A 13,235-nucleotide genomic window follows, 5' to 3' on the forward strand; every position below is an offset into this window, starting at 1 on the left:
CATCCTTAATATTCTGGAAGAAGTTCTCCAGAAATCACTTTTTTCTGTGTGCTTAGCAATTTATCTACATCTAACGTTTTCTCTAAAATACTTTTTGTGAAAATATCCGTTTTTTTACCTACAAATACAGCTTGAGAAGAGCGAATAGTTAAATTATTGTCTATTTCACTATAATCAAGTGGATAGTTATGTTCGACAACTTCATCCTCATTCCAAATAGCAAAGTCGATTAGTCCTTCTTCTATACTTTTGCTCACTTGGTTATATGGCATTTGAATTAACTGCACGTTTTTTCCTTTGGTTACATACTTTGTTAGCAAAGTATAATCAATGGACTGTGTATCTACCCCAATTCTGGCATCACTTTTTATTTGTGCATCTTCACCTTTTCTGAAAACTAAAACGTGCTTTGTAACATAAGTTTGTTCAGGCAGTACTAAAAATTCAGCCAAGTTGGCATTCCTTTTAATTAAATAATCAGCAGTTAATCCTGAAGTGATAATGAAATTGCTACGATCTTCTTGTAATCCCGAAAGTCTCTTTTCACTCCCATTCATATACGAAAGGCTAACCTGAATCTCATTGTTGAAAAATGCCTTGTAAATTCCAGTTGCGAGTCCTTCATATTTTTTAGTATATGGTAGTGGTAATGAACCAACCAATGTATGATTTCCTATATAAGAAAGTAGTTTATGATGATTAACGTTTTCAACAAATGTACCTAAATGACCTCTTGATCTTGTACTAATTGCACCATCCTCCTTTAAGACACTAATTGCTGCCTGCATTGTACCCTGAGATATATTTGATTCTTTGCAAAATTCTTCTACTGTTGGTACACGATCGTCAGGTTCCAAAAGTAAATACTTTTTTGCTAAAAATGTTAGCGCTAATCCTCTCATTTTATACTGTGCAGTTTGCAATTTAAAATCCCCTTTTTATAGAATATTCAAAATACCGTATATTGAATACGGTTTCAGTATTACTCAAATTATGATTTTTGTCAATAAAATATTTATAAAAAAATACATTGAGCAATAAACTCAATGTATTTTTGTTAGCTAGGATAATTAATTTTTATAAACTAATTTTCAAATACTATCATGGCTTGCTGATGACTTCAATTCATAAAATAGTATTATTACCGCCATGAGTACAAATGAAATTGAACAAATTATAAAGGATTTAGTTGCACTTGTATTTCCAATCAGTTTCCCCAAAGCTGCCATCACATATGGTGCTATAAAGCAGCCTAAGTTGCATCCTACCATGGCTACTGATACGCTCATGTTTTCTGATCCTGTTGGTGCTTTAGCCATTGCTTGCCCGAAACTATAGGGTAAAAACAAAGACCATGCTAATCCTACAACTACCATTAATATTGATAATTCTGTCATATTAGTCACTTTAGAAATTAAAAAATAACAAATAGCCAGAATCGAAAAAGCTATTTCCTCAAGTCAACCATGAAATTCATACTGATGGGGGAATGATTCACAATCAATATCTAATGCAGTATTTAAGTAACATTGCTCAAAGAAACGTTAAAACTGCCGCAATTTCAGAACTCAGTGCTTTTGGCAGTGCAAATAATGCAGTTCATTATTCTAAAGAAATAAATTATTCAACTTTCTATATTCCAAAAATGGATCCGTGTGACTCTAATTTTTATATTCAGGAATGGCATAATTGGATTAACAAACTTTCATAATCTTTTATTACAAATTGAATGTTAACGACCACTTAATGATTTCAAAAAATATTACCCAAACAAAAAAATGCGACTCATGTGAGCCGCATTTTTCCTACTAAGTCCTATCCCTTTTCTGCACCAGCAGTAATACCGTTGACGTAAAACTTCTGCATGAAGACGAATAAGATCGTGATTGGAATAGCGATAATCACACAACCAGCAACAAACTCCGCAAAGTACGCGGTAGCATTGCCCTTAGTATTGTGCACCATGTTATAAAGTCCGTACGCAATTGTGTATGTTTTAGGATTGCCTGAGGTTGACAAAATAATTCCCGAGAAAATAAAGTCAGTCCACGGACCAATAAAGGCTGTTAAAGCAGTGTAAACTATCATAGGCTTAGCTAATGGCAAATCAACGTGCATGAAGATTTGCCATTTAGTGGCCCCGTCAATTTCAGCTGCTTCATCAATTGAAAATGGGACCGTGTCAAAGAAGCCTTTGGCAACGTAGAATCCCAGTCCGGCGCCACCGACATATACCAGTAGCAGACCGCCCAGGTTTAACATGTTTAAGCCCTTTAAAATGTAATAAAGAGCGATCATTGACATAAATCCAGGAAACATTCCTAAGACTAGTGCAATCTGCATGAACGGTTTTCTAAACGAAAAGCGTAACCGTGACAAAACATAAGCAACTGAAATCGTTAAAAAAGTAGAAATGATCATTGATAGTATAGAAACAATCAATGTGTTAATAATCCAGCTGACCAGTGGGTACTGCGAATTAGTAAAAATACCAATGTAGTTGTCAAAAGTAAATTTGTCAGGCCAAAAAGTTGAAACAAATCCCGTATCATTATAGGAAAAACTGGCTAATATTATCCAGATAATTGGTAAAATCCAAACCACAGCCAGGATAATCAATAATAGATAACGAAAAATGAGTGAAAGGCGTTTTTGATTTTGATATGATTTCATTTTTAGCCCTCCTTAAAAGCATTGGTATGGCGGTATGCAATTAATGAAAATACCGCACTGATAATAAAGATAAGGATGCCTAAGACTGCTGACGCATTGTAGCGCTGCTCCTGACCAAAGGTTAAGTTGTACAGCCACGTTACCAATAAGTCGGTAGAACCCGCACCATTATACTTATTATTCATTGGTGCTCCTCCAGTTAACAGGAAGATCACGTTAAAGTTATTAATATTACCAATAAACTGTTGAATAAGAGAAGGTGCCATCACAAATAATATTTGTGGAAAAGTAATTGACTTGAATACCTGTAGTGCATTAGCACCATCGATTTTAGCAGCTTCAATTTGATCGGTTGGCAAATTTTGAATAATCGCAGTCGAAACCAGCATTGAAACTGGAATACCGATCCACATATTAACAATAATAACCGTTATTCGTGCTACCAAAGGTGAGGCTTGACTGTCAATAAAATGTAGCGGATGAGAAATCCAGCCGATATTCATTAAGATATTGTTGAGTGCGCCCTGATAATCTAAGAACTGAGCCATCATTAACAAAGAAACAAACTGAGGTACAGCCCAGACAATCACAAAGATTGTCCGCCAGAAGCCTTTATGTTTTATTCCTTTAGATTCAATCAGCAAGGCAAGCAAAACTCCAAAAAAGAATGTTGTTGCCGTAGCAGCTACTGCCCAGACGAGTGTCCAGCCCAAAACCGGGAAGAAAGTGCCTGAAAGATCGCCACTAAGGACATTGCCAAAAGCTTGAAATCCTGTCCAAGAAAAGGCAATTGGGTGTTGCCGGTTATAGTTGGTAAACGCCATTGAAATCATAAAGATTGTTGGCAAAATGGTGAAGCAGAGAATACCAATAATTGGAAAAGTCATCAGAGTATCATGCAAACGAGAATCAAACAAGTTTGCCAGCTCTTCTTTATTGGTTAAAATGTGTTTGCCATCCCGCTTGAGCACATAATTTTTTCTGGTAGAACGCAGGTTAACAATGTATAAGTAAACCATTGCAATGCAAACAATAATTGCCAATAAGCCAAACAAAAGAATCAAAACTGAGTTTGAAGGTTGCTTGGTAATATAAACGCCTTGTGCGCTGTCATAAACAACCTTTTTATTTTTTATTGGTCCCAAATTTGACAACATACTAATTGCGGATATGCCACTAAAAACAAACCAAACAATAAAGGCTATTTCTGCCAGCAATAATGCTATGCCTTTTACCCATTGCTTATTTGCCAGAGCATTGGAACCCATGAAAAAGAATGATAATTTGGTAGCAATATTGCCTTTAGACCATACTTCCTTAAAGGTTGCTTCAGGTGCCGCATGTTTTTTCTTCCTAAACATAATTCTTCCTCTTCTTGAACAAAAAGGCTGGGCACTACTTGTCCAACCTTTAAGTAATTTAATTAACTATTTCTTTGATGAGTGCTTAGCTAATTTATCAAGTTGTGCTTTATATTGATCAGGTTTAACTTTACCATCATATGCACCATTGATTAGAGGAGGAACATCGTTCCAGAAGACAGACATTTGTGGTAATTTCGGCATTAAGACTGAATTGCCAGGTTTAGACATTTCAGTTACCGCATCAGCAACTGGATCATTCTTAATTACTGGGTCATTAACTGCTTCCTTAAGAACAGGGATTTGACCAGCTTCTTTGTGAGCAATTAATTGTGACTTTTTGTCTGTAATAAATGCTGCTAATTGTGATGCAGCCTTAGGATTCTTAGTATGGGCATTAACAGCGAACCCTTCGATTCCCAAAAAGGCCTGCATTTGCACGTTCTTGCCACCAACATTAATCATTGGGTACTTAGCAACAGCAAAGTTTTTACCTAAAATCTTCTTAATGTTAGCTGCGTTCCAAGGACCATCCAAGATGGCTTGAGCGTTGCCCTTCTTCAATTGGTTCAAAGCATTAGAGGTCTGCATTACGCCCTTATTATTCTTTTGCTCTGCAAACCACTTCAATGCATTAACACCTTTAGCGGAGTTAAATGTTGAGCCCTTCAAATCTTCACCACTGTCACCATAAAGCTTTGTACCAGCAGAGAAGAATACCGGCCACATAACATAAGCGTTAGTAAAGTCTGTTGCCACAACTCCCTTTGAAGTTAAAGTCTTCCAGTCTTTTACATCGCTTGCTGACAATTTAGACTTGTTGTAATAAATTGTTTGTGCCTGTTGTGCATATGGATAAGCATAGATCTTGCCCTTCCAAGTTACACCTTTAGCTGCAACGTCAATGTAATTAGATTTAATGTTATTACTATCTTTTGGTGACAGTGGGTTAATATAACCAGAATCTGCCAGTTGACCTAATTGATCATTTGGTGCTTCAAAAACATCGGCTGCTTTTGAAGGGTCCTTGCCTACATCAGTTTTAGCATTGGCTGATCCGGTTGGATTTTGCGTAACGCGCACTGAAATATTCTTATGTGATTTAGTAAAATCACTGGCAATTTTCTTGTAGTATGATACCTGGTTAGTATCAACCCATAAAGTCAACTTGGTATTTTGATTACTACTGCTGCTTGATGAAGAGTTTGACTTACCATTAGAACATGCTGCAAGTGACATTGCAGCTAAAACTGCTGTACTTCCTAAAGCTACTTTCTTCCAAATACTCATGTTATTTACCTCCTAATATAAAACAACATGTTTTTATATCAATGACCATTAAAGTCACTGATTTTATTCCCTAATTAACTACTGCCAAGGTCGTATCCTTGTCGAAAAAGTGTGCTTTGTTCAAATCAAAGCCCATCTTGACTTTTTGCCCTGGTTGATAAATATCCCGGGCATTGATGTTAGCTACAAATTCTGTTTCATCCACTCTTTGGTAAAGCTGAATAGTAGCGCCCAATAGTTCAGAAACGACGACTTCAGATTCGACCACCGCGTCAGGCCAAGTTTCTAAAAAGGCCTCTTCTGCGTGGATATCTTCTGGCCGAATACCCAGTATCAAGTCGCGGTCATTATAGCCCTGCTCATTAAGCAGTTTTGACTTGCCTTCAGGTATTCCCAGATTAAGGCCCTTGCCATCAGAGACTTGACCATCATGATAGTGGACATTAAAGAAATTCATTTGCGGTGAACCGATAAAGCCGGCGACAAATTGATTAACTGGATGGTTATATACATCCTGCGGTGTCCCAATTTGTTCAATTTTACCGACTGACATTACGACTACCCGGTCAGCCAAAGTCATAGCTTCAGTCTGATCATGAGTAACGTAAATTGTAGTTGTACCTAAGTTCTGGTGCAGCTTGGCAATCTCTGCCCGCATGGAAACACGCAATTTCGCATCCAAGTTTGACAGCGGTTCATCCATCAAGAAGATGGGAGCATCCCGCACAATTGCCCGTCCTAGTGCAACTCTTTGCCTTTGACCACCAGAAAGTTCTGCGGGCTTTTTATCCAAATATTCACGCAAATTAAGAATCTTAGCAGCATTTTGTACCCTTTTATCAATCTCATCTTTATGATAATGGCGTAGTTTCAAGCCGAATGCCATATTATCGTAAATTGACATGTGCGGATAAAGCGCGTAGTTCTGGAAAACCATGGCAATGTGACGGTCTTTTGGTGCTACATCATTCATTACCTTGTGATCAATTTCAAGAGTGCCTTTGCTAATATCCTCTAATCCCGCAATCATTCTTAAAGTAGTTGATTTACCGCAACCTGAGGGACCGACAAAAACAATGAATTCTTTATCTTTAATGTGTAAATCAAAGTCTTTCACTGAATAGTGATCATTGCCTTCATACTTTTTACACATATGGTTTAAGTCAACTTCAACCATATCTTTAACCTACCTTCTTATTATTTTTCTTAAATACAGCCACAATTTGATCCAGCTTTAATTCTTTTGTAGATTTAACGATATAATCAGCTCCTTTAAGTATTTGTTTATCTCCAATTCCTACTGCAAACTGGTGCGCAGCCTTAATTGCTGCAACACCGGCAGCTGCATCTTCAAAGCTAATTACTTCATCATTATGCAACTGCAATAATTGCTGTGCTTTTTGATAAATTTCCGGATCCGGCTTGCCGCGTTTCAGCAAAGCAGGATTAACAATTTGATCAAATTGACTGGCAATACCCAGCTTACTCAAGATTTTGGGGGCATTTTTAGAAGCAGAAGCAATACACATTTTCAGACTTGCTTTTTTGGCATCTGCTAATAATGCTGTAATTCCGGGCAAAATATCAGCTGGCGTCATGGTTTCGACCTGCTCTAAAAACTTTTCATTTTTTTCTGCCGCAAATTCTTCTTTTTGGGTCTCGGTGTACTTATTTTCCTGCTTGCCATACTTCAGAATTAAATTAAGAGAGTCCATCCGTGATATTCCCCGCAGAGAATCTAACTGCGCGCTGGTTAATTTAATACCCAGTTCTTGAACTAAATTATTCCACGCTGCCAGGTGAAATTTGGCTGAATCTGTCAGCACACCATCTAAATCAAAAATCAGGCCTTTAAGCAATTTTGTTCACCCTCTTTTAAAGTAACCTTTTGCTCTTTAACTAAAATTGTCAATTCCTGTCCGCTAATTAACGTAATACGTGTCTCCTGCTGCGTCACTTCTACCTGAATTAAGCGGCCGCGATAATTAATTTTAAAACTATACCCGGTCCAATTATCTGGCACAAAAGGATTAAATCTCAATTGGTTGTGACCATAACGCATGCCAGCAAATCCCTGGACTATTGCCAGCCAAGAACCGCTCATCGAAGTAATGTGCAGGCCGTCATTCGTATCATTATTGTAGTTATCGAGATCTAGGCGGGCCGTGCGTTCATAAAATTCTACTGACTGTTTTTTACGCCCTAATTCTGCTGCCAAAATTGAATGAATACAGGCGGAAAGAGAGCTTTCATGCACCGTCAACGGCTCATAAAATGCAAAGTTACGTTCTTTTTGCTCCTTGGTAAATCTGTCATCCAAGTAATAAATACCTTGCAATACATCGGCCTGCTTGATGAAAGGTGACCGTAAAATTTTATCCCAAGACCAATGCTGATTTATTGGTCTTTGGTCAAGCGGAATTTCTGTAGCTGGTCTAATATCTTTATCTAAAAAATCATCTTGCTGCAAGAAAATGCCGCGTTCTTTATCTTCAGGCAAATAAATATTTTCAATAATGTCCTGCCATTTTGCCTTTTCTTCTTTAGTTACATTTAAACGCTCTTGAGCAGCCTTATCCGCAAGTGGCAGTCTCTTTAAAGTATATTGCAGTACCCATTGCGCCATAATGTTGGTAAACCAATTATTATTAACATTATTGTCGTATTCATCAGGTCCTGTTACTCCGTGGATAACATATTTATGCCGCCATTTGGAATAATGGACTCGATCAGCCCAAAATCTGGCAGTGCCTACCAGGACATCCATGCCTTCGTCCTTAACGTAGGATTCGTCTCCCGTATAACTAGTATACTGTTTGATTGCAAAGGGAATATCTTCATTACGGTGTATTTCTTCAAAAGTAATTTCCCACTCGTTATGACATTCAATCCCGTTAAAGGTTACCATCGGGAAAAGCGCTCCGGCTAAGCCTTGCTGCTGGGCGTTATAATAGGCACCGTCAAGTTGATCATGCCTGTATTGTAATAGCGCCCGTGTGACATTCGGCTTAGTAATACAAAGGTACATCGGAAAGATAAAAGCCTCTGTGTCCCAATATGTGGCTCCACCATATTTTTCACCAGTAAAACCTTTAGGACCGATATTAAGCCTCTTGTCTTCACCGTAATACGTCATGAATAACTGTAAAATGTTAAAACGAATACCCTGTTGCGCTTCATCATTACCAGTAATAACTACATCACTTTTAGTCCAGCGATCCTGCCAAACCGCAGTATGATCGGCCAAATTTTCTGCAAAACTTTTTGATTGCAATTGTTGCATCAACTTATCCGCACGATCACTTTGCTTTTCGGGTGCTACATCACGACTGGTAATTACGATCACATCTTTTTCCAAAGTGTAACTTTCTTCGGCATTTAGAGTAATTGCCAACTTCTCACTTAACTTTGCAGTTGCAGTTTTAACAGTACCCTTAACAACATGATTATTATTTCTCAGGCCTGCTTTTAATAAAACCGTAAACTGGGGCACATCGTAAGGATTAGGCTTGGTTATAACTTGAATAGAACGCTTTGCAGCATTCTCATTGCAGCTAAGCCAAAAATGTTCATTATAGTTACTGTCTTCATTAGTAACTGTGCCATCAAGCGTTGAATTAAACTCAATTTCTGCCTGACCTGCAAGTACAGTAGCTTTAACAGTGATTAAAGCCGCTTCTTTTAACCTAATGTGTAAAAAACGCTGAAATTCAAACTTGACTTTAGTATTTGCACCCTCATAAATAAAACTGCGGGTAAGCAAGCCTTGATGCATATCTAATTCAAAATAAAAATCTGTAAATTTAATCTTAGCTAAGTCAATTTTTTCATTATTAACTGTGATGCCAATTCCAATAAAGCTGGGGGCATTAATGCTTTTGCCAAAATATTTCGGATAGCCGTTTTTCCACCAGCCTACTCGCGTTTTATCTGGAAACCAGACACCTGCTAAGTATGTACCTTGCAGTTGATCTCCAGAATAGCCTTCTTCAAAATTACCGCGCATCCCCATATAGTCATTGCCAATCGCAGTAATGCTTTCCTGCAGCCTTTTATCCACCGGGGAAAACTTGTGCGTGGCAACTTTCCATGGGTCAACCTCAAAAATTCGTTTCATTTACTTTCGCTCCCTCTTTGTGAGGTTTTTGTTTACGCTTTCATTATTCGCAAAAACGGGATACTTGGCAATAGCAAAATCGCTGTTAACGGTATCAGAATCATGTTTAAAAAAACAACTAGCATCAACTAGTTGTTTTTAAAATTAATTTGCAAGTTCAATGACAAATCCGTGCTCGGCAAGTTGACCAGCTGCAAAATTCTGACTTAATACTACCTGGCCGTTTGTGGAAACGGCAATCTTATCAGGACTTGTATTAAAAAGAGCAGTGATCTTTTCTGTACCAATTCGCTTAACTTTGATTAAGCCGGTAGACGTAACGCTTAGACTGATTGTGCCATTACCTAAACTAGCAGCATGATTATTTCTAAAAGCAATCAGCTTTTGCACTTTATACCAAAAAGGCGTGCCCTTTTTTTGCCAGTCCATTGGCTTGCGGCAATCGGGATCTTCTCCTCCTGTCATTCCCATTTCAGTACCGTAATAAATACACGGGCTGCCAGTCTGCACGAACATGAAAGTCAAGCTTTGCAAAGCCAGCGCCTTATTTTCACCTGCAAGCGTCAGTAAACGGGCGGTATCATGAGAATCAAGCATATTCATCATTGCCTGATTCGTGCAGTCGCGGTACATCATTAGTTGATCAGTAAGAGCCGCAACTAGTTCCTGAGCTGTCTTGGTTTTGTGCAGAAAATGTTCCTCAATCTGTAAAGTATACGGATAATTCATTACTGCAGAAAACTCGTCACCGTTGAGCCAAGGCCGTGCACTATGCCAAATTTCACCTACAATATAGAAGTCGGGCTTAATTGCAGTAAGTGCATCATGAAATTTTCGCCAAAAATGATGGTCTACTTCGTTAGCCACATCCAACCGCCAGGCATCAATATCAAAATATTTTACCCAGTAAGTTGCGATTTCCAGCAGAAAATCTTGGACTGCAGGATTGGCAGTATTTAATTTGGGCATCTGTCCTTCAAAAGCAAAGGTATCATAATTTGGACCGCCTGCCTCAGGTCCTTGATATGGTTTAACTGGAAAATGATTAATATGAAACCAGGATGCAAACCGCGATTTAGAACCATTTTTGATTACATCCTGCCACTGCATTGACTGGCCACCTAAGTGATTAAAGACAGCGTCCAGCATTACTTTCATTCCCCTTTTATGAGCTTCACTCACGAACTTGGCAAACAAATCCTTGTCACCAAAATCAGGGTCAATCTGCAGATAGTCTATCGTATCATACTTATGATTGGAGCTAGCTTTAAAAACCGGACACAAGTATAACCCATTAACGCCCAGTTCCTTTAAATAGTCCAGATGGTCAATAATGCCCTGTAAGTCGCCCCCGTAAAAGTCTTCTCGTCCGGGATGATCTTGCGGATTCCAGGGTTTTGTGCCTTGAGGGTCATTATTTTTATCACCATTGGCAAAGCGCTCAGGAAAGATCTGATACCAAACAGTATTTTTAACCCAGTCAGGAGTTTTGGTTTGATCAATTTCATGCAAGTAAGGTAATTTGAAGTAGCTGCTGTCAGCTGCTAAATTTGCTGCAGTAAAGTCTTTGATCCCGCGGTCTCCAACAATTTTATGGCTGTCATCCTGGCCAACGACTTCGAAAGTATATTTAAGGCGGCGATAAGGAGCTTTCAAAGTTGCTACCCAATAATCAGTTGCCTGACCTTGTCCTGCTTTAGTCATGGCCACGGTTTTATCAGTCTTGGTATCAAGATAATTATCAGTATAATGAACTATTACTTTTTTAACATCATTTTTGGCACTATGGAACCGAATCCGCACATGGTGCTGACTAATGACAAAACAGTCTTCGCTTTCCGTTCTATGTTTCAGGGCTGCTAATTGCATTTTTTCCTCCATTATTTACTTAAAACCACACCAGAATACGGCATCAAAATCAATTCATCCTTATTCAAATAATGCTGTCCGGCAGTTAGCATGACTTTCCTATATTTACCAGGTACTTTAATTCTTGATTTTTGACTGCTTAGTGAAACTGCCACAATTGCACTATCATTTGCTAAATCCCGCTGGTAAACGTAGCTGTCATTAGCGGTTGCTAACAAGTAAAAACTACCTGATTGAAACAAAGCCGTTTTTTTCAAACTAAGCAGTTGTCTGTAAAAGTTAAACATACTGTCAGGGTCATCCAGTTCAACCTGAACATTAGCGTTATTTTGGCTTTGCCCTTCAAGCCACGGACTCACTTTTGAAAAACCATAATTTGGCTTTTTAAGTGTCCATGGCATCGGTCCTCGTGCCGGCATTTTATGCGTTTGACTGACCATTTTTAATGCTTCCGCTTTTGTTAGTCCCCAATCTGCAGCTTTCGTGATAAAACGTTCTGCTTCTTGATCATTAAACTCTTCTTCAGCAGTGAAAAGCAGATTTTTTAAGCCCAATTCTTCGCCATAATAGATAATGGGGATTCCCCGTTGCAAATACATCAACATTGCTAAGCTGCGTGCCTGTGTTTCAGTTCTTGCTATTCTGCTAGCCAGTCGCGGCATGTCGTGATTACTCCAATATAATGTAGGCTGAGAAACCTGCGCCAGAGTTTGTTGCCAAATAACCTGCGTCTTCTTAAAAGCATCCCAGTCAAGTCCTTTAGGCTGAAAATCTGCAGGCAAGTTATGATCAATGTGCCTTTGATCATCCTTAAAATAACGAAAAGTAACAACACTATCTAAAAGATGGTGGTCTTCTGCCGTATAGTCCGCTGCTAAGTTAACATTAGCGCTGGCAGCTTCCCCCAAAAGCAAAGCTTCCGGATAATCCTTTTTTATTTGCTCACAAAATGGTCGCAGCCACTTCTGAACTTGGGGCAAATTAGCAAAAAAGGGTTCGGCAACTATCGTTTGGTCGTTTGCTATTTCTTTTACTGGGAAACTTTGCCGTAAATCTGCCTTGGCAATATGAATAAAAGCGTCAAGGCGCAAGCCATCTATTCCTTGAGCCAGCCAAAATTCCGCACTTTTGAGCATTTCTTGTCTTACTTTAGGATTACGCCAGTTTAAATCCGGCATGTGCTTGTCGAACAAATGGAAATAAAATTGGCCCGTACCTGCTGGATCCGGCTCCCAAACGCTGCCGCCAAAAAAGCTGCCCCAGTTATTGGGACGCTGATTATTTGCACCTGCAAAAATATAGTAGTCGCGATATTGACTATGCGGATCACTTTTGGCCTTTTTAAACCATTCATTTTGATCAGAAGTATGGTTTAAAACAAAATCTAAAAGCACATGAATCCCTACTTGATGACAAGCAGCAATTAGAGCTTTCATGTCTTTTGTTGTTCCCATTCGGGGATCTATTTTAAAATAATCAGCCACATCATAGCCGTTATCAACCTGCGGGGAAACAAAAACAGGATTTAGCCAAATAGTATTAATACCGAGCTGTTGTAAATAAGGTAATCTCTGCCTGATTCCATTTAAATCACCAATACCATCATCGTTACTGTCTTGAAAAGACTTGGGATAAATTTGGTAAATTATTGCATGCTCATACCAATGCGTCATAAATTTATACCTCCACTTAAAGTTTAGCTGAGAAAGCTGGTGAGAGGCAATGGTAATAGCAATGTTACCGCTATCAGAAAAAATCGTCGCTAGTTCAATTAAATTAGCGTAGTTCGTTATATTCAGGTATGTTTTTTCCTAAAAAACTATTGCATTTTTTGTGAGTTCAATTATATCATTTCAATTCTCACAGACTAGCCTTTTTAACCATTAAAAAAGCACATAATAATCAGTCCGATATCTGATTATTAT

Annotated in this window: 11 protein-coding genes; 2 read left to right on the forward strand and 9 right to left on the reverse strand. The window is 38.5% G+C overall.

What is annotated here, in order from left to right; genetic code table 11:
• Positions 1 to 5: 5 nt before the first annotated feature.
• Positions 6 to 923: a GntR family transcriptional regulator YhfZ gene (gene yhfZ, locus ACZ2M0_RS03580; RefSeq protein WP_490058553.1), complete on the reverse strand. Its 918-nt coding sequence runs from the start codon at positions 921 to 923 to the stop codon at positions 6 to 8.
• A gap of 226 nt (positions 924 to 1,149) precedes the next feature.
• On the opposite strand from yhfZ, the gene ACZ2M0_RS03585 reads away from it, so the two are divergent.
• Complete coding sequence (locus ACZ2M0_RS03585) at positions 1,150 to 1,338, forward strand: hypothetical protein (RefSeq protein ID WP_490058554.1); 189 nt, start codon at positions 1,150 to 1,152, stop codon at positions 1,336 to 1,338.
• A gap of 151 nt (positions 1,339 to 1,489) precedes the next feature.
• Complete coding sequence (locus ACZ2M0_RS03590; RefSeq protein ID WP_238480651.1) at positions 1,490 to 1,711, forward strand: glycerol kinase; 222 nt, start codon at positions 1,490 to 1,492, stop codon at positions 1,709 to 1,711.
• Between the two features lie 104 nt (positions 1,712 to 1,815).
• On the opposite strand, the gene ACZ2M0_RS03595 is transcribed toward ACZ2M0_RS03590, so the two are convergent.
• The 8 genes from ACZ2M0_RS03595 to ACZ2M0_RS03630 all read right to left on the reverse strand — a co-directional run bounded on the left by ACZ2M0_RS03595 (position 1,816) and on the right by ACZ2M0_RS03630 (position 12,983).
• Positions 1,816 to 2,673, reverse strand: coding sequence for a sugar ABC transporter permease (locus tag ACZ2M0_RS03595; RefSeq protein ID WP_045928744.1), 858 nt, complete (start codon positions 2,671 to 2,673; stop codon positions 1,816 to 1,818).
• Between the two features lie 2 nt (positions 2,674 to 2,675).
• Complete coding sequence (locus ACZ2M0_RS03600; protein WP_046332750.1) at positions 2,676 to 4,034, reverse strand: carbohydrate ABC transporter permease; 1,359 nt, start codon at positions 4,032 to 4,034, stop codon at positions 2,676 to 2,678.
• Between the two features lie 66 nt (positions 4,035 to 4,100).
• Positions 4,101 to 5,324: an extracellular solute-binding protein gene (locus tag ACZ2M0_RS03605; RefSeq protein WP_490058555.1), complete on the reverse strand. Its 1,224-nt coding sequence runs from the start codon at positions 5,322 to 5,324 to the stop codon at positions 4,101 to 4,103.
• A gap of 70 nt (positions 5,325 to 5,394) precedes the next feature.
• Positions 5,395 to 6,501: an ABC transporter ATP-binding protein gene (locus tag ACZ2M0_RS03610; protein ID WP_490058556.1), complete on the reverse strand. Its 1,107-nt coding sequence runs from the start codon at positions 6,499 to 6,501 to the stop codon at positions 5,395 to 5,397.
• 4 nt (positions 6,502 to 6,505) lie between these two features.
• Positions 6,506 to 7,183, reverse strand: coding sequence for a beta-phosphoglucomutase (gene pgmB / locus ACZ2M0_RS03615; protein WP_490058557.1), 678 nt, complete (start codon positions 7,181 to 7,183; stop codon positions 6,506 to 6,508).
• Complete coding sequence (locus ACZ2M0_RS03620) at positions 7,168 to 9,441, reverse strand: glycoside hydrolase family 65 protein (RefSeq protein WP_490058558.1); 2,274 nt, start codon at positions 9,439 to 9,441, stop codon at positions 7,168 to 7,170. The genes pgmB and ACZ2M0_RS03620 overlap by 16 nt, the downstream gene beginning before the upstream one ends.
• Positions 9,442 to 9,585: 144 nt before the next feature.
• Positions 9,586 to 11,310: a glycoside hydrolase family 13 protein gene (locus ACZ2M0_RS03625; RefSeq protein ID WP_490058559.1), complete on the reverse strand. Its 1,725-nt coding sequence runs from the start codon at positions 11,308 to 11,310 to the stop codon at positions 9,586 to 9,588.
• A gap of 11 nt (positions 11,311 to 11,321) precedes the next feature.
• Entirely contained in the window at positions 11,322 to 12,983 is a 1,662-nt protein-coding gene (locus ACZ2M0_RS03630; RefSeq protein ID WP_490058560.1) for an alpha-glucosidase, read from the reverse strand.
• Positions 12,984 to 13,235 lie beyond the last annotated feature (252 nt).

This window comes from Lactobacillus sp. VURO6/B1 (VP7) (assembly GCF_058139575.1).